Raw genomic sequence first — 25,317 nt, 5'->3', positions numbered from 1 at the left:
AATTTTTTAAATTTATAATAAAGATATTCTTTATTTTATTCATTTATTATGTGTTATAATAAATATATATATATAATTTAATATCTAAAAAAATATAAGATTATAATCTTAAAAAGATATTTTTTAAAATAAACTTTTAAACCAAGATAAAATATTTTTTTTCTTATCTATTGAATAATATTCTAATTCTGTATCAGCATCACAAATTTTTTTATTTTTTAAATTCCATATTGGTATTATTCGATGATGTTGATGATCTTTTTTACAAAATAATCTTCCTAATGTATCAACATAAAACATATTAATGTTTTTTGGCGGTATTAATACTAATGGTTTTGGTTTTTTATATTGTAAATATCTTTCATAAATTTTCATTGCTCCAGAAGCACTATATAATTTAGTTGTTTCATTATTATCTCTTCCTATCCATGTAATAACTACTTGTTTGCCATCAATTCCTACAAACCAATTATCAATCAAATTATTTGTAGTTCCAGTTTTTCCCGCTAAAGAAAATTCTTTAAAATTTTTTCCTAACGATTTCGCTGTACCATTATTTACTACTTGTTGCATAGCATATAATGTTAAATAAGAAGCTTCAGCAGATTCTACATGTTCTAATTGGGGCAAAGTTTGATAAAATACTTGACCATTATCTGATATAACTGATCTCAATGAAGATAATGACGATTTATCACCACTATTTGCAATAACCTGAAATACTTGAGCTATTTCAATAGGTGTTAAATTAATAGCTCCTAAAGATATTGATGGAAAAAGAGAAATATGATTTTTAGATATACCTAATTTTAACCAATGATCAACTAACTTTTCGAAACCTATATCTACACTCAGATTAACCGTAGGAATATTAATTGAATGAATTAATGCATCTAATAACATAACTTTTCCACTAAAATAAAAATTATTATTTTTTGGAATCCAATATTCTCCATTATCTAATTTAATTGCAATTGGACGATCAGAAATCCAAGTATTTAAATGGTATTTATTAGGTTGTGACAAAGCAGTTAAATAAGTTATTGGTTTAGACAATGAACCAATTGAACGACGAGCATTTAATACTCGGTTATAACCATGAAACTTTGGTGTAGCACTTCCAACGAGTGCTTGCACTTCACCTGTAAATTTATCTATAACTATCATCGCTGTTTCTAAATCTTTTAATTGTTTTTTTTTCTTTAATATAGGCACACCAATTTCAACAGCCTTTTCTAATGCATTTTGTGAAATAGAATCAAAAGTTGTAAAAATTTTTATACCTGAAAAATGCTCAATTGGATATTTTATTTTTTTTTTAAATTCTTCAGATACTAATTGTATAAAAGCAGGATGAGGTGAAAAAATATTACCTTTAGGTTGAATATTTAAAGATTTTTTAGATAAATCTTGATAATTTTTTTTTGTGATATACTCTTGATTATATAATGATAATAAAACTAAATTTCTTCTTTTTAAAGCAGAAATAGGATGATTCCAAGGATTATATAAAGATGGTCCTTTTACCATTCCGACTAATAATGAATATTGATCTAAAGTTAATTCATTTATTGGACATCCAAAATAATAAATACTTGCTAATGGAAATCCTCGAATTTGTTCATCACCATCTTGACCTAAATACACTTCATTACAATATAATTCTAAAATACGATCTTTGGTATAAAAACAATCTAAAATTAATGCCATATATATTTCATTAATTTTTCTTAAAACTGAACGTGTATTTGTTAAAAACAAGTTTTTTACTAATTGCTGAGTAAGCGTACTTCCACCTTGAATCGCACGACCAGCTGTTATATTAGCTAAACAAGCTCTTATTATAGAAGATATATGAATACCATCATGTTCATAAAAATGTTTATCCTCAACAGATAAAAGTGTTTTAACTAACATTTTTGGAAATTTATCACGAGAAACAAAAATACGTTTTTCTCCTTGAGGAGATGATAATATAGAAATCAATTTAGGTTCTAAACGAAAAAAACTAAAATGGCGATCATTTTCAAGATTTTTAATCTCTTTGAGAAGATTATTCTCAAATAATAATTGTGTATAAAATTCTCCTTCTTTTATATCAGGAAAATCAAAAGAACGTCTTATAAATTCTATGACATTATTTTTTACACTATATTCTCCCGGTAACATTACACAATCTACTTTTCTATACATAGTATCTTTTAAAATATTTAATATTTCTGTTTGAGAATATGCATTATTACCTGGTTCTAAATTTACTATACGACCGTATATTGAATTTGAGAAATTCCATATTTTTCCATTAATTAATTGATTGATTTTAACATATAAATAAAATCCATAAAAAAGAATTAATAATAAAACAGAAAAAAATACTTTTATGAATATTTTTTTTTTTTAATATTATGCATTAACAGTTCCTTTATATATGATTTTTAATACTTGTATTTAATTTAATACTTTTGTCTAAAAAACATAAAATAAATATTTAATTTGTATTTTTTATATTAAAAAAATAATATAGCAGTATGCTTTGGTCTTGGTATATTAAAATGTAAAGGATACTCTATAGATGATAAATATAAACCTCGAGCTGGAGCAGTTGCAGCAGCATAATTTCTATTTTGTTTTGTTAACAATTCTTGAATCCAAAATTCTTTTTTTTTATTAGCTCCAACTTCTATTAGCGAACCAACAATATTTCTTACCATATGATATAAAAAAGAATTCGCTTTAATATCAATAATTATAAAATTATTAGAACGAAAAATATTCAATTTTATAATTTTTCTCCAAGAAGAAAAAGATTGACAACCTATTGATCTAAAAGATGTAAAATCATGTTCTCCTAATAAACATTGAGCTTCAGAAAACATTTTTTTTTCATTTAATTTTTTATGTACAAAATATAATTTATTTGGAAAAAAAACTGAACGAACATCATTGTTATATATTATATAACGATAAGAACGTGCAATTGCACTATAACGTGAATGGAAATTCCCTGGAACTTCTTGAACCCATTTTACAGAAATATCTCGAGACAAATAACGATTTGTTCCAATTAACCAAGATATTTTTTTTCTTTTAGCTGTTGTATAAAAGTGTACCACTTGACCTATACTATGTACACCAGCATCAGTTCTTCCTGCACAAACAATATTAATTTTGTGATTAGCTATTTTAGATAAAGCTCTTTCAACTTCTTCTTGAATACTAGATACGTTTTTTTGCATTTGCCATCCATGATACGAACTTCCATTGTATTCAATTCCTAAAGCAAATTTTTTAATATCATTAAGTATCATTTTAAAAATCCTAGATAGTTTATAACTTTATAATTATAATGTTTGATTCTAATGCATTCTTATTTAATATTAAAATATATAAAAAATATATTTAGTTATAGTTTATGTTAACATAATTTATTATAATTATGTCTTTTTAGAAAAATTCAACATAAAATTATATTTATAAAATTGAGACTAATTATAAAAATAACTAATTATCAATTAATATTGATTATGTATTTTTTTAAATATATTTTATATTTAATTTTTAAAAAATTATATAAGAGAAAAAAATGGAAACAGAAAATAAAAAAAAAACATCATCTCTAAATGTTCTTTCTATTGCAGGTTTAAAACCATATCAAAAAAAAATTGATGAACAATATATGAATGAAAACCAAATGTTACACTTTGATAAAATTCTTAAAACTTGGAGAAATCAATTAAAAGATGAAATTAGTCACACTCTTCTATATATGCAAGATAAAGCTACAAATTTTCCTGATCCTATTGATAGAGCAACACAAGAAGAAGAATTTAGTTTAGATTTACGCAACCGCGATAGAAGTCGAAAATTAATTAAAAAAATTGAAATTACCTTAAAAAAAATTCAAGAAAAAGATTTTGGTTATTGCGATTCTTGTGGAATTGAAATTGGAATTCGTCGTTTAGAAGCCAGACCAACAGCTAATCTTTGTATTGACTGCAAAACATTAGCAGAAATTAGAGAAAAACAAATGACTGGTTAATCTAACATATTAAAAAATTTAGAGAAGGATATTCAATTGATTTATATTATCAATCAGGGTATCTCTTCTCATAATCTTCTCATAAATAAAAGCTTATGAATTTTATTTTAATCCTAGTATAAATAAACATTTTATTAATTTTTTTAAAAATATCATTTTATCATATTAAATATACAAAGTATTATTTTCAATTTTTTTTAATTTTTAAAATAATTTTTTTGTTTATAATTATTTTTTTTATTATTAAAATAATAATAAATATATTATTTAAAAAACTATAATTTTTTTATTTTTTAATACATCTTATTTAAAAGACAACTGATTCATTCATCATAAAAAAATTATTATATTTTTTGTATTTGAAATATTTATTTCATACTAAATACAATAAAATAAAATATTTAAATAAATTCAATTCAATATATTTGTAATATTTTAAAAAAAATAACATTTTTTTATTCTATTTTAAGATGAAAATTATTTTTTTCACTATAAATATATTAATTAAAATATATTAAAAATATATAAAATTTTAACAATCATAAAATATCACTATCTAAATTATTTAAATATTATTACAATATGAATATTCTAAAATTCTTTGTGTTTTTATCAAAATTATTATATATAACTATTTATATATATAACTCTATTAAAAATCAATCATAATAATTTTAAAATAAATATTTTATTTTGTATTAAAGACAACTTTACCTATATATGGCAAATAACGATAAGATTGAGCATAATCAATACCATAACCCACTATAAAAAAATTTTCTAAAATAGAAAAACCTATAAAATCCACATGAATATCTACTTCACGACATTCTGGTTTATCTAAAAGTGTACAAATTGATAATGATTTTGGATGTCTTAATTTTAAAATGTCTAATACTTTACTCAAAGTTTTTCCAGAATCAATAATATCTTCAACAATTAAAACATTTTTATTATAAATATCTTCATCTAAATCTTTAATAATTTTTACATCTCCACTGGATGTTATTCCACGACCATAACTAGAAGTAGTCATAAAATCTACTTCATGCTCAATTTTAATTCTTCGACACAAATCTGCTATAAATATAAAAGAACCACGTAATAACGCAATTAATATCATTTTATTTTTACTATCTTTATATTTATGAGTAATTTCTTGTCCTAACTCTTGAACACGCATATTAAGTTCTTTTTCAGTAATAATAATACGAATATCATGTTTCATAATATTAAATAAATTTCTAGTTTTAATGAAAATATATTAAAATTTTAAATAATATACTTACATTTATTAAAAATATAAAGTTTTTTAAATAAATAAACTACTCATATAAAATTAAAAATAAAATATTTCTTTTTTTAACTATTGCAGTAATAATGATCGTTATGTTATAAAAATTACTGAGATAATAAAATTTATTTGCAATTTTTTTGTAATTAAAAAATAGATTCTATCTATATCAAAATATAATTTATGTTATATTTTCTATATAATTACAAAATTTTTATTTCATAGAATAAAAAATATTAATGTCTATTCATAGCTTCTGCACTACTTCACTAGAATAGCTATTCTAATTATTATAACTAATCATGATGTGGGCTCAGATGATCTTTACAAAAAAACCCGCTCATACCTAAAGCGGGTTTTTTTATGACATCAATATAAAGAATTATAAGGAATTATAAAATATGAAATTATTAAAGTTTGGCGGAACTTCACTAGCTAATGCAGAAAGATTTATATCTGTAGCTAATATTATAAAAAAAAATATTAAAGAAGATCAAATCGCAGTAGTACTTTCAGCTCCTGCTAAAATCACTAATCATTTAGTAAATATTGTTGAACAAATAATCAAAAAGAAAAATAGTTTAGAAACAATTAATCTTATAGAAAATATATTCATTGAACTAATACGTAATTTATTACACATAGAAAAAAATTTTTTATACCAAAAAATAGAAAATATCATCAAAAAAGAATTTAATAAATTAAAAGATATAACATACAGCATTACATTGTTACAACAATGTCCAGATAATATTCGTGCAATTATAATCTCTCGCGGAGAAATACTATCAGTATTAATAATGAAAAGCATTCTTAAATCAAAAGGTTATAATGTTACTATTATTGATCCTGTTAAAAATTTTATATCAATAGGAAAAAATTATTTAGATTCTACTATTGACATATATAATTCTAAAAAATTTATCAGAAAATTAAAAATAAAAAAAGACACCGTTATTTTAATGCCTGGTTTTATTGCAGGTAACCAAAATAAAGAATTAGTAGTATTAGGAAGAAATGGATCTGATTATTCTGCTGCAGTATTAGCCGTTTGTTTAAACGCAAAGTGTTGTGAAATCTGGACGGATGTAGATGGCATATTAACTTGCGATCCCAAAATAGTCTCAAATCCTTTTTTATTAGAATCAATATCATATGAAGAAGCTATGGAACTTGCTTATTTTGGAGCTAAGGTATTGCATCCACATACTATTGAACCAATTTCTCAATTTAATATTCCTTGTTGGATTAAAAATACTAATAATATTCAAGCCCAAGGAACTTTAATTTGCAAAAAAAATAATAGTGATGACACTAAAAAACAATTTTTAAAAGGCGTGACATATATTAAACATATAGCAATGTGTAATGTATCTGGATCTTATATTCAAGATTTAAAAAATATTATTCCACGTATATTCGCTATACTCTTCAGAAAAAATATTAATATCTTTCTGATTACTCAATCATCTCCAAAAAATACAATCAAGTTTTGTATTGCAGAAGATGATATTTCTCAAATCTTATATTTATTAAATAAAGAATTTCAACTAGAATTAAAAAATAAATTATTAAATCCTTTTACAATGAAAAAAAATTTATCGATTCTTTCAGTAATAGGATCTGATATTAATAAAAAATGCAATATTGCATCAAAAATTTTTTCTACTTTAGGTCAATCAAAAATTAATATTCTTGCAATTTCACAAGGTTCTTCTGAACATTCAATTTCTCTAGTTATTGATCAAAAAAATATTTTACAAGCCGTTAAAAATGTTCATGATAGACTATTCAGTAATAAAAAAATTATTCATGTTTTTTTGATTGGCATAGGGGGTGTAGGTAGCACTTTAATTAATATAATCTTAAAACAAAAAGAATATTTATATAAAAAAAATATAATAATTAAAATACGTGTTATTGCTAATTCTAAAAAAATATTATATTTAGATAATACAAAAAATCTATTTGATTGGAAAAAGAGTTTCAAAGAATCTACAAAATCATTCAATATTGAAATATTAGATGATGTAATTAAAACAAACAATTTATCAAATTCAGTAATTATAGATTGTACATCTGATCAATTGTTATCAGAAAAATATATAGATTTTCTTTATAATAATTTTCATATAGTTACTTCAAATAAAAAAGCAAATACTGGAACATTACATTATTATAAAAAAATAAGACATGCTGTTTTAGAAACAAATAATAAATTTTTTTATGAAACAAATGTTGGAGCTGGATTACCAGTAATAGAAACTATTAAAAATTTATTTCAAACTGGTGATACTTTAATCCGTTTTAAGGGTATATTATCTGGTTCTTTATCTTTTATTTTTGGAAGATTAGAAGAAGGTATTTTACTATCTGAAGCTACTAGAGAAGCTAAAGAATTAGGTTTTACAGAACCTAATCCATGTGATGATTTATCTGGATTAGATGTAGCTAGAAAATTGCTTATTCTTGCACGTGAATTTGGATATAATATTGAGTTGAAAGATATTAATATTGAAGCATTATTACCAAATACATTTAAAAAAAATCAAAATGTTGATGAGTTTTTAGAAAAATTAAAACAATTAGACTCGTGTTTTTCAAGAAAAGTTAAAAAAGCACTAATCCAAGGTAATGTATTAAGATTTATTGCTACTATAGAAAGCAGTAAAAAATTTTTTATCAAATTAGAAGAAGTGAATATCGATGATCCATTATATAAAGTAAAAAATGGTGAAAATGCACTAGCATTTTATACTAATTATTATCAACCCATTCCTCTGGTATTAAGAGGTTATGGTGCCGGTAATGACGTAACAGCATCTGGAGTATTTGCCGACTTATTACGCACACTATCATAAAAACGTCAGGACATATTAATGATTAAAATTTATGCACCAGCTTCTATTGGTAATGTTGGAGTGGGATTTGATATTTTAGGTGCAGCAATTATACCTATCGATGGCACTTTATTGGGTGATTTTGTTACAATAAAATTATCAAAAAAATTTACATTAGTTAATAAAGGTATATTTTCTAATCAATTACCTGCTGATACTGAACAAAATATTGTTTGGAAATGTTGGTTAAGATTTTCTCGAGTAATAAAAAAAAATATTTCAGTATCTATTGTACTTGAAAAAAATATGCCTATTGGATCAGGCTTAGGATCTAGCGCTTGTTCAATAGTAGCTACTTTAGTTGCAATGAATGAATTGTTTAATAAACCTTTAAATTCAAAAGAATTACTGCTTCTTATGGGAGAAATGGAAGGTGAAATATCGGGAAGCATACATTATGATAATGTCGCACCATCTTATTTTGGAGGATTACAGTTAATACTAGAAGATTCAGAAATAATTAATCAAAAAATACCCCATTTTAAAAATTGGTTTTGGATAATTGCTTGGCCAGGAATTAAAGTTTCTACTTCAGCAGCTAGAAATATATTGCCAAAAAAATATACAAAAGAAATTTGTATTAAAAACAGTCGTTATTTATCTGGTTTTATTCATGCATTATATAGTCAACAACCTGATTTAGCAGCACGATTAATGCAAGATGTAATAGCTGAACCATATCGAACTAAATTATTACCTAATTTTTTACAAGCAAAAGAAAAAATTAAAAAAATTGGAGCGATAAGTTTTGGTATATCTGGATCAGGACCTACTATTTTTTCTATTACTGATAATATTTCTATAGCTCAAAAAATATCTTTATGGTTAAAAAAAAATTATTTGCAAAATCAAACTGGATTTGTACATATTTGTTTTTTAGATTCACAAGGTGTAAGAAAGATAGGATAAATAAATGCAACTTTATAACTTAAAACACAATCAAGAAGAAGTGAATTTTGAAACAGCTGTAAAATTAGGGTTAGGACAACAACAAGGATTATTTTTTCCAGTAAAATTACCAGTTTTCAAACCTATTGAATTATTAAAAATATTAGAGATGGATTTTATTACAAGAAGTACTGAAATACTTTCTAAATTTATTCATCATGAAATATCTAAAAAACAACTATATAAAAATGTTCAAAAAGCTTTTTCATTTACACATCCATTAAAAGTAAAGATTACACAAAATATAGATTGTTTAGAGTTATTTCACGGACCCACATTAGCGTTTAAAGATTTTGGAGCACGCTTTATGGCTCAAATGATAATGTTAATGAATAGAAATCATGAAACTGTTACTATTTTAACTGCAACATCAGGCGATACAGGTGCAGCAGTAGCACATGCATTCTATAAAATGAAAAATGTCCGCGTTATTATTTTATATCCAAAAGGAAAAATTAGCATTCTACAAGAAAAATTGTTTTGCACTTTAGGTCAAAATATAAAAACTATATCAATTAATGGTAGTTTTGATGATTGTCAAAAACTAGTTAAAGAAGCATTTAATGATAAAAAACTTAAAGAATCAATAGGATTAAACTCAGCTAATTCTATAAATATAAGTAGATTACTAGCACAAATCTGTTACTATTTTGAAGCGTTTTCTTTAATGTCAGAAAAACAAAGAAAAAATTTAGTAATAGCAGTTCCGTGTGGTAATTTTGGAAACTTAACTGCTGGTTTATTGTCTAAAACTTTAGGTTTACCAATTAAAGCATTTATAGCATGTACTAATGCTAATGATACAGTACCAAGGTTTCTCTCTAGTGGAATATGGAATCCTAATAAAACTATCTCTACTATTTCTAATGCTATGGATATTAGTCAACCTAATAATTGGGCTCGAATTGAAGAATTATTTCATAGAAAAAAATGGAATTTAAAAGAATTAAGATTCGGCAGTGTTTCAGATTCTACTACAAAAAATGCATTAAAAGAATTATTTGAATTAGGCTATATATCTGAACCTCATGCTGCAATAGCATACCAATTATTAAAAAATCAGTTAAAAAAAGAAGAATTTGGTTTATTTTTAGGAACAGCTCATCCCGCTAAATTTAAAAACACTGTAGAAGAAATTTTAAATACTCAACTTGAATTGCCTGATGCATTAGAAAGTCGTATGCATTTACCACTATTATCTTACAATATTAATCCTGATTTTCAAAAGTTAAAAAAATTTTTAATAGAAAAATAAATATAATATAGAGAGGATAAAAAATAATATTTCCTCTCTAAAATAAAATAAGTAAAATTTTGTACATTTATTACTTTTAAATATTAAATAAAAAATGAATAATATCACCATCTTGAATATAATATTCTTTACCTTCTATTTTCATTTTTCCCATTTCTTTAATTTTAGATTCACTTTTGTATTTTATAAAATCTACATATTTAATAATTTGTGCTCTAATAAAACCTTTACTAAAATCACTATGTATTTTATGAGCAGCTTGAATACTGGTGCTTCCATTAAGAATTGGCCATGCTCGAATTTCTTTTTTACCTGCAGTGAAAAAAGTTATTAAATTCAATAACTGATAACCAGAAGAAATAATTTTTTGTAAGCTTAATATTTTAATATTAAATGCTTCCATAAAAGAGTTTTGTTCTTCATAATTCATTTTAAGTAAATCTAATTCTAAATTAGCATAAATTGGAACAACTGTAGCATTTTCTTTATTAGCTTTTTTATATAATTCGTTTAAAAAATAATCTGATTCTTTTTCTTCATTAACATTAGCAATATACATAGTGGGTTTTAAAGTTAAAAAATTTAAATAATTAATTACTTTTTTTTCATCTTGATTCAAATCTAAATTTGTTAACATATGAAAATTTTTTAAATGATTCATACATTTTTGTAAAACATATATTTTTTTTTCTGCATCTTTATTCTTCAATATTATTTTTTTTTGTAATTGTAATATTGTTTTTTCACATAAATCAAAATCAGATAATATGAGTTCAGTGTTAATAATATCTATATCTCTAATAGGTTCTATTTTATTATAAATATGAGTAATATTATCATTTTTAAAACAGCGAATAACATGTGCAATAGCATGTGTTTCACGTATATTGTTTAAAAATTGATTACCTAATCCTTCTCCTTGAGAAGCTCCTTTTACTAAACCTGCAATATCTATAAATTCTATAGCAGCATGGATAATTTTTTTAGGAGATAAAATTTTTGCTAAATGATCAATACGTTTATCAACTACAGGGACAATTCCTACATTTGGTTTAATAGTACAAAATGGAAAGTTAGCAACTGCCGAATTGCTTTTAGTTAAAAGATTAAATAAAGTAGATTTTCCAACATTAGGTAAACCTATGATACCACATTTAAAACCCATATTTATATGCCTTAAAAAATAAAAAAGTATTATTTTATTATCTTATTAAAAAATTTTTTAGAAAATTATTTTCTATAGCATTAATAATTGCGTTTTGAATTAATATTTTTTCTTTTTGAATTGGGATAGATAAAACAAAAGAAGCTACTTTTCTCTTATCTTTTGGACGACCAATGCCAATCCTTAAACGAGAAAAATTTGTTTTTTTATTAAAAATATGAATAATATTCCTTAATCCATTATGTCCATTATGTCCATAACTATATTTAAATTTTATTAAACCAGGTTCAAGTTCTAAATCATCATGTACTATTAATATTTCATTTAAATGAACTTGATAAAATGATGCCATTTTAAAAATTGAATGACCATTAATATTCATAAAAATATTCGGTATAAGAAAACGAGTATAATATGATTCTATTTTAAAAGAAGTGGTAAATCCTAAAAATTTATCTTCTCTTTTTAAAGTCTGTGAATAATATTTCACTAAAGAGTAAATATACCAAGAACCTACATTATGACGCGTATTATGATATTCTTTTTTTGGATTAGCTAATCCTACTATCATTTTGATATTATTCAAAAAAAATCCTTTCGTTTAAAAATAAAATTTTGATTCAATATATAAAAAACATATAATTTTTATTATATGTTTTTTAAAAAAAAATTCTTTTAAAATAAATTGGAACATACAAAAAAATCAATTTTTTTTAAAAAATAAATATTACCATTGCAATCAAAAAATTATTTCTGTAAAAGATCTGATGCTCGTTCCCAATTAACAATGTTCCAAAAAGATTTAATATAATCTAATCTTCTATTTTGATATTTTAAATAATAAGCATGTTCCCAAAGATCTAATCCAATAATAGGACTACCAAAAGTTTTAGATATTATTTTACCCATAAGAGGACTATCTTGATTAATAGTAGACACTATTGACAAAATACCATTTTGGTTCACTAACCAAACCCATCCAGATCCAAAATGATTCAATGCTACTGATTCAAATTGTTCTTTAAAAGACTCAAAATCTCCAAATTGTTTTTCTATTTCTCTTTTAAAATCATGTGTTAAAACACTTCCAATTTTTAAACCCTTCCAAAAAAAACTATGATTGATATGTCCACCTGCATTATTACGTAATACATTTTTATTGTCTAAAATAATTTCATTTAAAATCGAAATTAATTCTTCAATAGATAATGAAGAAAAAGTTGTATTTTCTAAAATAGTATTAGTATTATTAATATAATTTTGATGATGCTTAGTATGATGAATTTTCATAGTTTGTTCATCAAAAAAAGGTTCTAATGCATCATATGAATACGGCAAAGCAGGGAGAATGTAACTCATTTTATTTTTCCAATGTCATTATAATAAAAATTATTATACAATATCTTTTAAGTATTAACTTAATGTTATAATATTAAATATTTTTACAAATTATAGTACAATTATTTAATATTATACAAGAATCATTGTACATTTTTTTAAAAGTTACTGAGATAAAATTATCAAAATATATAACAAATTAACTATATTAAACACAAAGTTTTTTAAAACATGAGATTTTGATGTCTACAACTCAATCATTTAATCTATTAAGCAATAGATTTCGCACATTTTATCCTGTTGTTATAGACATTGAAACAGCAGGATTTAATGCGAATACTGACGCAGTATTAGAAATTGCTATGATTACACTAAAAATGGATAATTTAGGATGGTTGCATAAAGAAAATACACTTCATTTTCATATAAAACCATTTAAAGGTTCAATAATAAATTCTGATGCAATAGCTTTTAATAAAATTGATCCATTTAATCCGTTACGTGGTGCAGTTAGCGAGAAAAAAGCAATTCAATCTATATTTGATATAGTTAATAAAGGCATTCAAACAGAAAGATGCACTCGAGGGATTGTTGTAGCTCATAATGCCAATTTTGACCATAATTTTTTAATGGCTGCCATTCATAGAGTAAATATAAAAAATAACCCTTTTCATCCATTTGTAACATTTGATACTGCAGCTTTAAGTGGATTAGTAGTAGGACAAACAGTATTAGCTAAAGCCTGTAAAGCTATTGGATTATCATTTGACAATAATCAAGCCCATTCAGCACTATATGATACTTTACAAACTGCTAATCTTTTTTGCGAATTAGTTAATCGTTGGAAACGATTAGGTGGATGGCCTATTCATAACATGAAAACATAGTATTTCTAAAAATATTTTTTTATGAAAAATATCAAAATAATTCAATAAAAAAAAGATATGACATTAATAAAAACAGATTAGAAAAATAAAATCTTTTATATAATGTCATATCTTACTATTTTAATTATATTTTCTATTTATATTAATTATTCTTCGGATATAATTCTATTATTTTTTACTTTTTCTGATATTAATTTTTTTAACTCACCATTTTCTAACATTTCAAGTATAATACTACAACCTCCAATTAATTCACCATCTACCCATAACTGAGGAAAAGTAGGCCAATTAGCATATTTTGGCAATTCGTTTCTAATATCTGTATTTTCTAAAACATCAACATATGCAAATTTCTCACCACACGCAGATAAAGCTTGTACCGCTTGAGCAGAAAAACCACAACTAGGAGACGTTGGAGTACCTTTCATATAAATTAAAATAATATTATTTTTAATTTGATCCTTTATTTTTTTTATAATATTCATATTTATTCCTGTTTGTAAAATTATACAATATATATATTTAAAAAAATCTTATACTATAAAAACTATTTTTAAAAAACTTTAAAATAATTAATAGACAAAAATATTTTTTTTTGCAATACTTAATTTAAAAGGGGCTGTTTTTGGATTCGACAAAATTATCAACAAAGTAAAGTGCATGCCGAGGAACGGTTTGCCTCGATAAAAACCGTAAAAAAAATAGCTGCAAATAATAAATATAACTATGCTTTAGCAGCCTAAAAAACTGTTTTAAAGCCTTTCCTCCTCAGCCTCCCTCTTAGGACGAGAACAAAGGAAAGTCAAAAAAAGAGAAAACATGTTTATCAAGCTTGACGATGACATGAACAAAAAAATTACAAGCTATATATCTAAAATGTGTTTTTCCAAATTAGATAATGAAATATAATGCAGAAAAACTAAGCATGTAGTGCTTTATTCGTAGAAATTTTGGACGCGGGTTCAAATCCCGCCAGCTCCAAAATCATTTATATTGATAATTAACACATAATATCCATTATTTAAACAAATAGTTTTAATAATAGTTATAAAAATATCTAAAAAAATTTTTTAGACCAATTTAATTTAGAATTTAATATTTTAAAATAGTTATAACTTTTAGGATGAATAAGATTTAAATAATAACCACTCCGACGAATAAATACACGTTCATTTTTCTTTATAGTTAAAATGTTTTGATTATCACAACTAATTTTTAAATTTCTTTCAATATTAGAAAATTTTAAACAAATAACACTATCATTATGAATAACTAATGGACGTGCAGATAAAGTATGTGGAAACATTGGTACTAAAAGAATAGCATCTAAAGATGTTGAAATAATTGGTCCACCAGCTGATAACGAATATCCAGTTGAACCTGTTGGAGTTGAAATAATTAAACCGTCAGCTCTCTGAGAAAAAGAAAATTTATTATCAATATAAACTTCAAATTCTATCATATGAGCCAAATTTTTTGTATGTACAACTACTTCATTAATTGCTATACTAGATTTAGAAATCATTTTTTTTTCACAAATTTGTACATCTAATAAAAATCGATTTTCTAAACAATATTTTCCAGATAATACTTCTGATAATTTTTTTAAACTAGTTGCTGGATTTAAATCAGTGAGAAAACCCAAATTTCCTCTATTAATTCCAATAATTTTAATATCATAAAGCGATAAAATACGTGCTGCGCATAATAGATTACCATCTCCTCCTATTACAATAGCTAAATCACAAGATTGCCCAATTTCAATTAATGTAGCAGTTTTAGGATTATCTAATTTTAGTTCTTGTGCAATAGAAGATTCAACAAAAACCTCATAACCATTTTTTATTAACCATTTATATAATTTTTTATGTGTTATTAATGCACTTGTATAACGTGGACGACCAATAATACCAATAGAACTAAAATATTGATTCATTAAAAAAAACTTCCTAATAAAAAATAACGTAATGTATGTTGTATTTTAATAATAAATAACCTTGAAAGATTAATTATAAACCTTATAATAATTTAATAATTCATATAAAAAAATGGTAAATATTATGGATAATAAAAAGAATCAAAATAGAACAATTATAGAAGATCATAAAGAAAAAATTAATGATATCATTATATGCCAAAATAAAAAAATAGAAGAATTAAAATTACAATTATCTCAAAACCAAAATAAAATTAATGATATTAAATTACGTACATTAGCAAAAATAGAAAACATACAAAAAAATACTTTAGAACAAATAAATATTATAAAAGAAACTGAAATAGAAAAATTCTTAAAAACTATTTTTCCCATCATAGAAACTTTAGAAGATATTATAATATCATCTAACTCATTTAAAAAAAAAGATCAACCTTTCATAGAAGGTATTAAACTTACATTACAATCTTTATTAAATATATTATCTAAATTCGGATTAAAAATTGAAGGCAAAAAAAACGAAGTTTTTAATTCTAAATTGCATACTTCTATTGCGATAGAATCATCTTCAAATATATTACCTAATCATATTATTTCTGTTAAAAAACAAGGATTTACTTTTAATAAAGTATTATTAAGAAAAGCTATTGTAATAATTGCAAAAAAATAATTTTTTAATAATAAAAAATTGAGATATTTAAATTTTAATTAAAAAAATTAATATTTTTTTAAATTGCGAACCAATCAATTGGTTTTTTTCTATTATTTAATAAAATTTGATTAGTTAATGAAAAATGTTTACACCCTAAAAATCCTCTATATGCTGATAAAGGAGAGGGATGAGACGCTCTTAATATATAATGCTTATTTTTATTAATAAAAATATCTTTTTTTTGTGCATTAGTTCCCCACAATAAAAAAATAATAGAATTTCTATATTGATTAATCTTAGAAATTACTGTATCAGTAAAAATGTTCCATCCTATAGAATTATGTGATTTTGGCTTACCTGATTCAACAGTTAAAATAGTATTTAATAAAAAAACACCTTGATTAGCCCAACTTTCAAGACATCCATGTTTAAAAATAACATTTTTTTTAAAATCACTATTTAATTCTTTATATATATTCTGTAAAGAAGGTGGTATATTATAAGATTTAGGAACAGAAAAAGATAAACCATGTGCTTGATTTTTTGAAAAATACGGGTCTTGTCCAAGAATCACTACTTTTATATCATTGAAATGTGTCAAAATAAAAGCGTTAAATATATCTTTTTGTTGAGGATAAATCGTTTTTTTTAAACGTTCTTTTTTAAGAAATCGCATAATATCAATAAAATACTTTTTTTTTTCTTGTGATAAAACATCTGTCCAAGATAAAATTTTTTTCATATTTTTTTCCATTTTAGTAAAGTTTCAGCTAAAAATGATATTTTAACATTTTTTACAATTAAAAAATATTTTTTTAATATTATAAAAATTAAGGAGAAAATATGGTTTTAGTAACACAAACTGCTCCAAACTTTATCGCTCCAGCAGTTTTATCCAACGGTAAAATTATTGAAGATTTTGATCTGAAAAAATATTCTAATAATCAATCTGTCATATTATTTTTCTGGCCTATGGATTTTACTTTCGTTTGCCCTTCTGAAATCATTGAATTAAATCAACTCTATTTAGAATTTGAAAAAAGACACGTCAAGATTGTAGGAGTATCAATTGATAGTGTTTTTGTTCATCAAGCATGGCAAAACATATTACCTAAAAATGGTGGTATTGGAAAAATTCTTTTCCCTATGATCTCTGATATAAAACACGATATTCAAAAAGCTTATGGTATTGAACATCCCAAATTAAGTGTAGCATTAAGAGCTACATTTTTAATTGATTCTAATTGGATTATACGTCATCAAATTGTTAATGATTTACCATTTGGTAGAAACATTAAAGAAACCATACGTATGGTAGATGCATTAGATTTTCATAATCAATTTGGAGAAGTGTGTCCTGCTAATTGGACTAAGGGAGAAAAAGGCATTAAAGCTTCTTCCGAAGGAATTGCTGAATATCTCAGCAAATATTCTTAAAAAAAATTAAAGTCAGCAAAAAAATATTTTATGCTGGCTTTATTTTTTTTAAATTTTAGACTAATAGATATAGATAACAAATAATATATGATTATAAAATATTTTTTTAAATGAAATTATCATCATCAGTATCAAAATTATTCACATCATCAACATCGCTACTGAAGTCTTCTGCAGTACATTCATTATATTTGTTAGAATCTATAATATCATCAGATTGATAATTCACTAAATCACTTTGTGTGTGATTATCAAAAAAATGTCTTTCTGCATTATCATCTTGATTGAATTTATTAACCGTATCAAAGATTTCTTCTTCTGGTTTATTCACATGATTAAATGCACTCATTAACATATTTCCTAAAATCATACCACCAGCCACTCCTGTTGCTGTTTGTAATGCACTACTTAAAAAACCACTACTTCTAGTAGCACTATTTCCGATTGTATTATTAACTATAGGTGAAGGTTGAGTAATAGATGATGGAGGTAAATTAGTAGCATGCGTTTGTGAAATATTTTCTTTATTTCTCCAAATATTATTAGACATTGGTTGAGAAGATTGAAAATCAGTATTTTTTTTAAAAAAACTAGATAAAAAACTAGGCTTTTTATTTGATATTTCTTGATTTAATACTTGAATTCTTTTTTCTAATTCTTCAATTTTCATACCCATTTTTTTTATAGCTGTTTCTTGAATCAATATTGTTTGAGTCATATAATAAGGAGAAGAAGGTTGTTTAGAAACCAAATTTTGAATTAAGTTGTCTGCTGATACATCTCTTTCAGACATGTTTAATTCAGTATTTTTTAAGCGATAAAACAAATTTTCTATTAAATTCTTTTCTTTATCTTTCATAATTGCATCTCATTGTTAAGTTTAAGTTATATATTATGCAATATAATATTACTTTTTATGCAATATAATATTACTTTTAACAATTTTAATATTCATAACTATTTTTTATATTAATACTTTCATTTAAAATAAACAAATATTTTTAATATAAAAAATATCTTAAAGTTATTTGATATTCAGAATAATGTTCTTTATATGCATCTAATTGTTTAATTATGTTATACTTTTCTACTTAATTAAATTACTTCTTATTAAAGAGATGAAAGCTTTATGAAAGAACCTGAGAAAAAAATTATACAGGTCAATATTGAAGATGAATTAAAAAGCTCTTATTTAGATTATTCTATGTCTGTAATAGTCGGAAGAGCATTGCCGGATGTTCGAGATGGTTTAAAACCTGTTCATAGAAGAATACTATTTGCAATGTATGTTTTAAATAATGATTGGAACAAACCATATAAAAAATCTGCTCGAGTAGTAGGTGATGTCATAGGAAAATATCACCCACATGGTGATTCTGCTGTATATGATGCCATAGTTCGTATGGCACAAAAATTTTCATTACGTTATATGCTTATTGATGGTCAAGGTAATTTTGGTTCTATAGATGGTGATTCTGCCGCAGCAATGAGATATACAGAAGTACGCATGTCTAAAATAGCCCATGAATTATTAAGTGATTTAGAAAAAAACACTGTTGAATTTTTACCGAATTATGATGATACTGAAAAAATCCCTGAAATACTACCGTCCAAAATACCGAATCTTTTAATCAATGGTTCTTCTGGTATAGCTGTTGGTATGGCGACAAATATTCCTCCTCATAATTTATATGAAGTAATTAATGGATGTTTGGCTTATATTAATAATCAAGATATTACTCTTGAAGAACTTATTAAACATATTCCAGGACCAGATTTTCCAACAGCAGGTATTATAAATGGAACATTAGGAATCAAAGAAGCTTATCGTACAGGAAAAGGAAAAATTTATATTCGCGCACGTCATACAATTGAAAAAAATAAAAAAAATAAAAAAGAATCTATTATTTTTGATGAAATACCTTATCAAGTAAATAAATCACGTTTAATTGAAAAAATAGCAGAATTAGTAAAAGATAAAAAAATTGATGGAATTTCTGGTTTACGTGATGAATCTGACAAAGATGGAATGAGAATTGTTATAGAAGTTAAAAAAGAAGCAATATCAGAAATTATTTTAAATCAATTATATTCGTTAACACAATTGCAAATATCTTTTGGTATTAACATGGTTGCTTTATGTCAAGGACAACCAAAGATTTTATCTTTAAAAGAGATATTAAAAAATTTTTTATCTCATAGACAAGAAATAATTATTAGACGTAGTATTTTTGAATTAAATAAAATTTCTCACCGTCTTCATATTCTTGAAGGATTAAATACTGCTTTTATCAATATTAATCTAATTATTGAAATAATTAAAAGTGCAGGAAATTCAAAAGATGCTAAAAATTTAATTATTCAAAAAGCATGGACATCTCATAATATTACACAATGTTATTCTCCTTTTAATAAAAATATTTTATCTGATAATAAAAAATATCATTTTAGTGAAATACAGGCACAAGCTATATTAGATTTACGTCTACAAAAATTAACTAATTTAGAACAAAATAAAATTTTTTCAGAACATAATAATTTAAAAAAGAGAAAAAAAGAATTAAAAGAAATACTTGAAAATCCAAAATGTATGTTGAACGTAATTCAATCAGAACTCTTATCTATACAAAAAAATTTTAGTGATAAAAGAAAAACAAAAATTACTAATCACCATACTGATATTAATTTTGAAGATTTAATTAATCAAGAAGATGTAGTAGTCACACTATCACATTCAGGATATGTAAAATATCAACCTCTTTCTGATTATAATGCTCAAAGACGTGGTGGAAAAGGTAAATCAGCTGCAAAAATAAAAGAAGAAGATTTTATAGAAAGTTTAATAATAGCAAATACACACGATACTATACTATGTTTTTCTAGTAGAGGAATTTTATATTGGATGAAAGTTTATCAATTACCTGAATCTAGTAGACATGCGAAAGGAAAACCTATAGTTAATATTTTACCATTGAGTGCCAAAGAAAGAATTACAGCTATATTACCTGTCCATGAATATAAAGATAATCTTAATATTTTTATGACTACCGCTCATGGAAGAGTAAAAAAAAGCTCTTTAAAACAATTCAAAAAACCTAGATTTGCTGGCATTATTGCTATTAATTTACATGCTAATGACGAATTAATTGGCGTAGCGTTAACTGATGGTAATAATAATATTATGTTATTTACGCAAAACGGTAAAGTAGTACAATTTTTAGAAACAAGCGTACGCACCATGGGACGTACTGCTTCTGGAGTAAAAGGTATTAAAATTAAAAAAAATGATAAAGTTGTATCATTAATCGTACCTAAAAATAAAGGATGTATTTTAATAGCAACACAAAATGGATATGGAAAACGTACTAAAATTACTGATTTTCCTATTAAATCTCGTGCTACTCAAGGTGTAATATCAATTAAAATTACAAAAAAAAACGGGAAAATTATAGGAGCAATACAAGTAGTCGAACAAGATCAAATCATGATGATTACTAATGCAGGTACATTAGTTAGAATTAGAGTTTCAGAAGTAGGAATACTCAGACGAAATACACAAGGTGTTATATTAATAAGAACATCAAAAAATGAAAAAGTAGTTGCTTTACAAAGAATTATTGAACCTATGTAAAAAAACTGTTTATTTGTTATTTATTAAAGTAAATTCAATAAATACATCTTTATACTATTTAAAAATAAGTTAAATTTATTATGAAAAATAATCTCTTTGTTACTAAACGTGATGGAAGAACAGAAAAAATTAATTTAGATAAAATTCATAAAGTACTTAATTGGGCATCAGAAGGATTAAATGACGTCTCTGTATCACAAGTAGCGTTATGTTCTCGTATTCAATTTTATAATAATATTACTACTATTAATATTCATGAAACTATTATTAAAGCTGCAGCTGATCTAATATCACAAAAAACACCAGATTATCAATATATGGCTGCAAGATTAGCTATTTTTCATCTTAGAAAAAAAGCTTACGGTCAATTTACGCCACCAGCATTATATGATCATGTAAAAAAAATGGTAAAATTAAGGAAATATGACAAAAAATTATTACAAGATTACTCTTATTCAGAATTTTTACATATGAATTCTTTTATTGATCATTGGAGAGATATGAATTTTTCATATGCTGCTGTAAAACAATTAGAAGGAAAATATTTAATACAAAATCGAATCACTGGAGAGATATATGAAAGTGCACAATTTCTATATATTTTAATATCTGCATGCTTATTTTCTCGATACCCTAAAAATATTCGCATGAATTACATTCAACGTTTTTATAATGCTATTTCAACATTTAAAATTTCTTTACCAACACCAATTATGTCTGGCGTTAGAACACCTACTCGTCAATTTAGTTCTTGTGTATTAATTGAATGTGCTGATAATTTAAATTCTATTAATGCTACTGCAAGTACAATTGTTAAATATGTTTCTCAACGTGCAGGAATTGGTATCAATACAGGACAAATCCGAGCATTAGGCAGTCCTATTAGAAATGGAGAAGCATTTCATACTGGTTGTATACCTTTTTATAAATATTTTCAAAGTGCAGTAAAATCTTGTTCACAAGGCGGAGTTAGAGGTGGTGCTGCAACCGTTTTTTATCCTATTTGGCATTTAGAAGTAGAAAGCTTGTTAGTATTAAAAAATAATAGAGGAATAGAAGACAACAGAGTACGTCATATTGACTATGCAATTCAAATTAATAAATTAATGTATCAAAGAATGTTGTCTGGAGAAATGATAACATTATTTAGTCCTTCTGATGTTCCTGATTTATACGAATCTTTTTTTTCTAATCAAAAAAAATTTGAAGAAATATATATAACATATGAAAAAAATACAAATATAAGAAAAAAAACTATTAAAGCATTAGAATTATTTTCATTAATAATGCAAGAACGAACTTCTACTGGACGTATTTATATACAACATGTTGATCATTGCAATTCACATAGTTCATTTAATCCTCTTCTTGCGCCAATAAGACAATCTAATTTATGCTTAGAAATTACTTTACCAACAAAAGCATTAAACGATGTTAATGATATGAATGGAGAAGTTGCACTATGTACGTTATCAGCTTTTAATTTAGGTATGATTAAAAGTCTTGATGAATTAAAAGAATTATCAATATTATCTGTTCGCGCTCTTGATGAAATATTAGAATATCAAAATTACCCAGTAATATCAGCTAAAAAATCAGCTATGTCTAGACGTTCTCTGGGAATTGGAGTAATTAATTTTGCTTATTACTTAGCTAAAAACAAAGTTCGTTATTCAGATGGTAGCGCAAAAAATTTAACACATAGAACTTTTGAAGCTATGCAATATTATTTATTAGAAGCTTCTTGTCAACTAGCAAAAGAAAAAGGAAAATGTTCTTTATTTCATCATACTAATTATTATTTAGGTAAACTTCCTATTGATACATATAAAAAAGATATTGACAAAATATGTCATGAACCACTCCATTTTAATTGGGATAAATTACGTTTAAAAATAAAACAATATGGTTTAAGAAATTCAACATTATCTGCTTTAATGCCTTCAGAAACATCTTCTCAAATATCTAATGCAACCAATGGAATTGAACCTCCAAGAGGTTTTGTTAGTATTAAGGTATCTAAAGATGGAATATTAAGACAAGTAGTACCAGAATATAAAAAACTAAAATCAGAATACGAATTACTTTGGGAGATGCCAAATAATATAGGATATTTACAACTTGCTGGTATTATGCAAAAATTTATTGATCAATCTATTTCAGTTAATACTAATTATGATCCAAAAAAATTTTTAAATAACAAAATTCCCATGAAACAACTTTTATATGATTTACTATTCTCTTATCAACTTGGTATAAAAACATTATATTATCAAAATACTCGCGATGGTTCTGAAGATCAGAAAAATATTATATCTGAATCTCAATTCGAAAACATATGTGAAAGTGGTTCATGTACTATATAAAAATATATAATTAAATTTAATTTTAGGTTAATTAAGGTTAAATATCTATGTCTTATACAATTTTTTCAAAAAAAAAAAATGATCAACTTAAAGAACCAATGTTTTTTGGACAACCTGTCAATATTGCACGATATGATCAACAAAAATACAACATATTTGAACAATTAATTGAAAAACAATTATCATTTTTTTGGAGACCTGAAGAAGTAGATCTTTCTCGTGATCGAATCGATTTTCAAAACTTACCTGATCATGAAAAACATATTTTTATTAGTAATTTAAAATATCAAACATTACTTGATTCAATTCAAGGGAGGAGTCCAAACATCGCCTTTTTACCAATTATTTCTATTCCTGAACTAGAAACATGGATTGAAACATGGTCTTTTTCAGAAACTATTCATTCACGTTCTTATACATATATTATTAGAAATATTTTTAATTCTCCTTCTTTGATATTTGAAGATATTATTTCAAATAAACATATTAATAATCGCGCACAAAATATTTCTATTTATTATGATGAATTAATCGAACTCACTAGTTATTGGCATTTATTAGGTGAAGGTATTCATATGATTAATCAAAAGAAAATTGATATAAATTTAAAGTCTTTAAAAAAAAAACTATATCTATGTTTAATTAGCGTTAATGTTTTAGAAGCCATTAGATTCTATGTTAGTTTTGCATGCTCATTTGCATTTGCAGAAAGAGAAATTATGGAAGGTAATGCAAAAATTATTAGATTAATAGCACGTGATGAAGCATTACATTTAACGGGGACACAACACATATTAAACATCTTAAGTAATATAGAACATGATAAAGATATGAAAAATATAATTTTAGAGTCTAAAAAAGAAGCAATTAATATATTTCTTATAGCTTCGCAACAAGAAAAACAATGGGCTGAATATCTATTTAAAAATGGTTCTATGCTTGGATTAAATAAAGATATTTTATTTCAGTATATAGAATATATTACTAATATTCGTATTCAATCTCTTGGTTTTTCTCCTCTTTTTCAAAAAAAATCTAACCCTATTCCTTGGATTAACGATTGGTTAACTTCTGATTATATACAAAACGCACCTCAAGAAACAGAAATTAGTTCATATTTAGTCGGTCAAATTGATTCAGAGATATCTGATCATGAATTTAAAAAATTTCAATTATAAAATATGAAAAATGCTATTATTAAAATAATAAATGTTCAAAAAAAAATTATTTATAAAGACAATATTTCACTATTATCTGTATTACAAATAAATAAAGTTTATATAGAATATCAATGTTGTTCTGGATATTGTGGTATATGCAGAATTGAATTAATCAAAGGAAAAGTATTTTATTTAATAAAACAGCCAATGGCTGCTTTATTAAAAAAAAAAGACATACTTCCATGTTGTTGTAAACCATATGGCGATATTATAATTAAAATTTAAAATAAAAATTATAAAAATCTACTA

Annotated in this window: 21 protein-coding genes and 1 other RNA gene; 12 read left to right on the top strand and 10 right to left on the bottom strand. The window is 24.3% G+C overall.

From position 1 onward, the window contains the following. Window positions 1-123: 123 nt before the first annotated feature. Both mrcB and truA read right to left on the bottom strand, forming a co-directional pair. A complete protein-coding gene (gene mrcB / locus D9V74_RS00935; RefSeq protein ID WP_261979371.1) occupies window positions 124-2,382 on the bottom strand; it encodes a penicillin-binding protein 1B in 2,259 nt (752 codons plus the stop codon). A gap of 125 nt (window positions 2,383-2,507) precedes the next feature. Further along, window positions 2,508-3,308 (bottom strand): tRNA pseudouridine(38-40) synthase TruA, encoded by an 801-nt coding sequence (truA, locus tag D9V74_RS00930; RefSeq protein WP_158362437.1) that lies wholly within the window; start codon window positions 3,306-3,308, stop codon window positions 2,508-2,510. Between the two features lie 275 nt (window positions 3,309-3,583). Between truA and dksA the strand changes: the two genes are divergently transcribed. After that, window positions 3,584-4,039, top strand: a complete 456-nt coding sequence (gene dksA, locus D9V74_RS00925) for an RNA polymerase-binding protein DksA (protein WP_158362436.1) — start codon at window positions 3,584-3,586, stop codon at window positions 4,037-4,039. 688 nt (window positions 4,040-4,727) lie between these two features. Here the strand turns inward: dksA and hpt are convergent. Beyond that, on the bottom strand, window positions 4,728-5,267 hold the full coding sequence (gene hpt / locus D9V74_RS00920) for a hypoxanthine phosphoribosyltransferase (protein WP_158362435.1): 540 nt from the start codon (window positions 5,265-5,267) through the stop codon (window positions 4,728-4,730). A gap of 467 nt (window positions 5,268-5,734) precedes the next feature. On the opposite strand from hpt, the gene thrA reads away from it, so the two are divergent. The 3 genes from thrA to thrC are packed head-to-tail and all read left to right on the top strand — an operon-like array spanning window position 5,735 to window position 10,436. Next, entirely contained in the window at window positions 5,735-8,194 is a 2,460-nt protein-coding gene (gene thrA / locus D9V74_RS00915; protein WP_158362434.1) for a bifunctional aspartate kinase/homoserine dehydrogenase I, read from the top strand. An 18-nt stretch (window positions 8,195-8,212) separates the two neighbouring features. Further along, on the top strand, window positions 8,213-9,142 hold the full coding sequence (gene thrB, locus D9V74_RS00910) for a homoserine kinase (protein WP_158362433.1): 930 nt from the start codon (window positions 8,213-8,215) through the stop codon (window positions 9,140-9,142). 4 nt (window positions 9,143-9,146) lie between these two features. Then, window positions 9,147-10,436 (top strand): threonine synthase, encoded by a 1,290-nt coding sequence (gene thrC, locus D9V74_RS00905; protein WP_158362431.1) that lies wholly within the window; start codon window positions 9,147-9,149, stop codon window positions 10,434-10,436. Between the two features lie 76 nt (window positions 10,437-10,512). On the opposite strand, the gene ychF is transcribed toward thrC, so the two are convergent. From ychF to D9V74_RS00890, 3 genes are all read right to left on the bottom strand, one after another. Beyond that, window positions 10,513-11,601: a redox-regulated ATPase YchF gene (gene ychF, locus D9V74_RS00900; RefSeq protein ID WP_158362429.1), complete on the bottom strand. Its 1,089-nt coding sequence runs from the start codon at window positions 11,599-11,601 to the stop codon at window positions 10,513-10,515. Window positions 11,602-11,638: 37 nt separating this feature from the next. Further along, window positions 11,639-12,172 (bottom strand): aminoacyl-tRNA hydrolase, encoded by a 534-nt coding sequence (gene pth, locus D9V74_RS00895; protein WP_158363105.1) that lies wholly within the window; start codon window positions 12,170-12,172, stop codon window positions 11,639-11,641. Between the two features lie 176 nt (window positions 12,173-12,348). Next, on the bottom strand, window positions 12,349-12,960 hold the full coding sequence (locus D9V74_RS00890; RefSeq protein WP_158362427.1) for a Fe-Mn family superoxide dismutase: 612 nt from the start codon (window positions 12,958-12,960) through the stop codon (window positions 12,349-12,351). Window positions 12,961-13,181: 221 nt separating this feature from the next. Here D9V74_RS00890 and rnt point away from each other — a divergent pair, with 221 nt between their 5' ends. Then, window positions 13,182-13,826: a ribonuclease T gene (gene rnt, locus D9V74_RS00885; protein WP_158362425.1), complete on the top strand. Its 645-nt coding sequence runs from the start codon at window positions 13,182-13,184 to the stop codon at window positions 13,824-13,826. A 146-nt stretch (window positions 13,827-13,972) separates the two neighbouring features. Here rnt and grxD read toward each other — a convergent pair whose 3' ends face one another. Then, window positions 13,973-14,311: a Grx4 family monothiol glutaredoxin gene (gene grxD / locus D9V74_RS00880; RefSeq protein WP_158362423.1), complete on the bottom strand. Its 339-nt coding sequence runs from the start codon at window positions 14,309-14,311 to the stop codon at window positions 13,973-13,975. Between the two features lie 130 nt (window positions 14,312-14,441). Here grxD and ssrA point away from each other — a divergent pair. Beyond that, window positions 14,442-14,808, top strand: a transfer-messenger RNA (tmRNA) gene (gene ssrA / locus D9V74_RS00875). A gap of 75 nt (window positions 14,809-14,883) precedes the next feature. Here ssrA and nadK read toward each other — a convergent pair. Next, the gene (nadK, locus tag D9V74_RS00870) at window positions 14,884-15,762 is read right to left on the bottom strand and encodes an NAD(+) kinase (RefSeq protein ID WP_158362421.1); all 879 of its coding nucleotides are present in this window, start codon (window positions 15,760-15,762) and stop codon (window positions 14,884-14,886) included. A 124-nt stretch (window positions 15,763-15,886) separates the two neighbouring features. On the opposite strand from nadK, the gene grpE reads away from it, so the two are divergent. Continuing rightward, on the top strand, window positions 15,887-16,432 hold the full coding sequence (gene grpE, locus D9V74_RS00865) for a nucleotide exchange factor GrpE (RefSeq protein ID WP_158362419.1): 546 nt from the start codon (window positions 15,887-15,889) through the stop codon (window positions 16,430-16,432). A 58-nt stretch (window positions 16,433-16,490) separates the two neighbouring features. On the opposite strand, the gene ung is transcribed toward grpE, so the two are convergent. Then, window positions 16,491-17,156: a uracil-DNA glycosylase gene (ung, locus tag D9V74_RS00860; protein WP_158362417.1), complete on the bottom strand. Its 666-nt coding sequence runs from the start codon at window positions 17,154-17,156 to the stop codon at window positions 16,491-16,493. Between the two features lie 101 nt (window positions 17,157-17,257). On the opposite strand from ung, the gene D9V74_RS00855 reads away from it, so the two are divergent. Next, on the top strand, window positions 17,258-17,851 hold the full coding sequence (locus D9V74_RS00855) for a peroxiredoxin (RefSeq protein ID WP_158362415.1): 594 nt from the start codon (window positions 17,258-17,260) through the stop codon (window positions 17,849-17,851). Between the two features lie 106 nt (window positions 17,852-17,957). Here D9V74_RS00855 and D9V74_RS00850 read toward each other — a convergent pair whose 3' ends face one another. Further along, a complete protein-coding gene (locus D9V74_RS00850; protein WP_158362413.1) occupies window positions 17,958-18,710 on the bottom strand; it encodes a DUF2076 domain-containing protein in 753 nt (250 codons plus the stop codon). Window positions 18,711-18,980: 270 nt separating this feature from the next. Between D9V74_RS00850 and gyrA the strand changes: the two genes are divergently transcribed. The 4 genes from gyrA (at window position 18,981) to yfaE (ending at window position 25,293) form a co-directional block, all read left to right on the top strand. Continuing rightward, complete coding sequence (gene gyrA / locus D9V74_RS00845) at window positions 18,981-21,482, top strand: DNA topoisomerase (ATP-hydrolyzing) subunit A (RefSeq protein ID WP_158362411.1); 2,502 nt, start codon at window positions 18,981-18,983, stop codon at window positions 21,480-21,482. 80 nt (window positions 21,483-21,562) lie between these two features. Next, window positions 21,563-23,848 (top strand): class 1a ribonucleoside-diphosphate reductase subunit alpha, encoded by a 2,286-nt coding sequence (nrdA, locus tag D9V74_RS00840; protein WP_158362409.1) that lies wholly within the window; start codon window positions 21,563-21,565, stop codon window positions 23,846-23,848. A 47-nt stretch (window positions 23,849-23,895) separates the two neighbouring features. Beyond that, on the top strand, window positions 23,896-25,026 hold the full coding sequence (gene nrdB, locus D9V74_RS00835; protein ID WP_158362407.1) for a class Ia ribonucleoside-diphosphate reductase subunit beta: 1,131 nt from the start codon (window positions 23,896-23,898) through the stop codon (window positions 25,024-25,026). A 3-nt stretch (window positions 25,027-25,029) separates the two neighbouring features. After that, on the top strand, window positions 25,030-25,293 hold the full coding sequence (yfaE, locus tag D9V74_RS00830) for a class I ribonucleotide reductase maintenance protein YfaE (protein WP_158362405.1): 264 nt from the start codon (window positions 25,030-25,032) through the stop codon (window positions 25,291-25,293). Window positions 25,294-25,317: the final 24 nt, after the last annotated feature.

The sequence above is a fragment of the Buchnera aphidicola (Macrosiphoniella sanborni) genome, from assembly GCF_005080885.1.
Classification (GTDB): Bacteria; Pseudomonadota; Gammaproteobacteria; order Enterobacterales; family Enterobacteriaceae; genus Buchnera; species Buchnera aphidicola_AU.
The sequence above is the reverse complement of the archived record's forward strand: the minus strand, read 5'-3'. Positions and strand labels throughout refer to the sequence as shown.

Excerpts from the sequence above, each read along its gene's own strand:
- truA (WP_158362437.1), bottom strand. The coding sequence starts at position 3,308 with ATGATACTTAATGATATTAAAAAATTTGCTTTAGGAATTGAATACAAT.
- dksA (WP_158362436.1), top strand. The coding sequence starts at position 3,584 with ATGGAAACAGAAAATAAAAAAAAAACATCATCTCTAAATGTTCTTTCT.
- hpt (WP_158362435.1), bottom strand. The coding sequence starts at position 5,267 with ATGAAACATGATATTCGTATTATTATTACTGAAAAAGAACTTAATATG.
- thrA (WP_158362434.1), top strand. The coding sequence starts at position 5,735 with ATGAAATTATTAAAGTTTGGCGGAACTTCACTAGCTAATGCAGAAAGA.
- thrB (WP_158362433.1), top strand. The coding sequence starts at position 8,213 with ATGATTAAAATTTATGCACCAGCTTCTATTGGTAATGTTGGAGTGGGA.
- thrC (WP_158362431.1), top strand. The coding sequence starts at position 9,147 with ATGCAACTTTATAACTTAAAACACAATCAAGAAGAAGTGAATTTTGAA.
- ychF (WP_158362429.1), bottom strand. The coding sequence starts at position 11,601 with ATGGGTTTTAAATGTGGTATCATAGGTTTACCTAATGTTGGAAAATCT.
- pth (WP_158363105.1), bottom strand. The coding sequence starts at position 12,172 with ATGATAGTAGGATTAGCTAATCCAAAAAAAGAATATCATAATACGCGT.
- D9V74_RS00890 (WP_158362427.1), bottom strand. The coding sequence starts at position 12,960 with ATGAGTTACATTCTCCCTGCTTTGCCGTATTCATATGATGCATTAGAA.
- rnt (WP_158362425.1), top strand. The coding sequence starts at position 13,182 with ATGTCTACAACTCAATCATTTAATCTATTAAGCAATAGATTTCGCACA.
- grxD (WP_158362423.1), bottom strand. The coding sequence starts at position 14,311 with ATGAATATTATAAAAAAAATAAAGGATCAAATTAAAAATAATATTATT.
- nadK (WP_158362421.1), bottom strand. The coding sequence starts at position 15,762 with ATGAATCAATATTTTAGTTCTATTGGTATTATTGGTCGTCCACGTTAT.
- grpE (WP_158362419.1), top strand. The coding sequence starts at position 15,887 with ATGGATAATAAAAAGAATCAAAATAGAACAATTATAGAAGATCATAAA.
- ung (WP_158362417.1), bottom strand. The coding sequence starts at position 17,156 with ATGAAAAAAATTTTATCTTGGACAGATGTTTTATCACAAGAAAAAAAA.
- D9V74_RS00855 (WP_158362415.1), top strand. The coding sequence starts at position 17,258 with ATGGTTTTAGTAACACAAACTGCTCCAAACTTTATCGCTCCAGCAGTT.
- D9V74_RS00850 (WP_158362413.1), bottom strand. The coding sequence starts at position 18,710 with ATGAAAGATAAAGAAAAGAATTTAATAGAAAATTTGTTTTATCGCTTA.
- gyrA (WP_158362411.1), top strand. The coding sequence starts at position 18,981 with ATGAAAGAACCTGAGAAAAAAATTATACAGGTCAATATTGAAGATGAA.
- nrdA (WP_158362409.1), top strand. The coding sequence starts at position 21,563 with ATGAAAAATAATCTCTTTGTTACTAAACGTGATGGAAGAACAGAAAAA.
- nrdB (WP_158362407.1), top strand. The coding sequence starts at position 23,896 with ATGTCTTATACAATTTTTTCAAAAAAAAAAAATGATCAACTTAAAGAA.
- yfaE (WP_158362405.1), top strand. The coding sequence starts at position 25,030 with ATGAAAAATGCTATTATTAAAATAATAAATGTTCAAAAAAAAATTATT.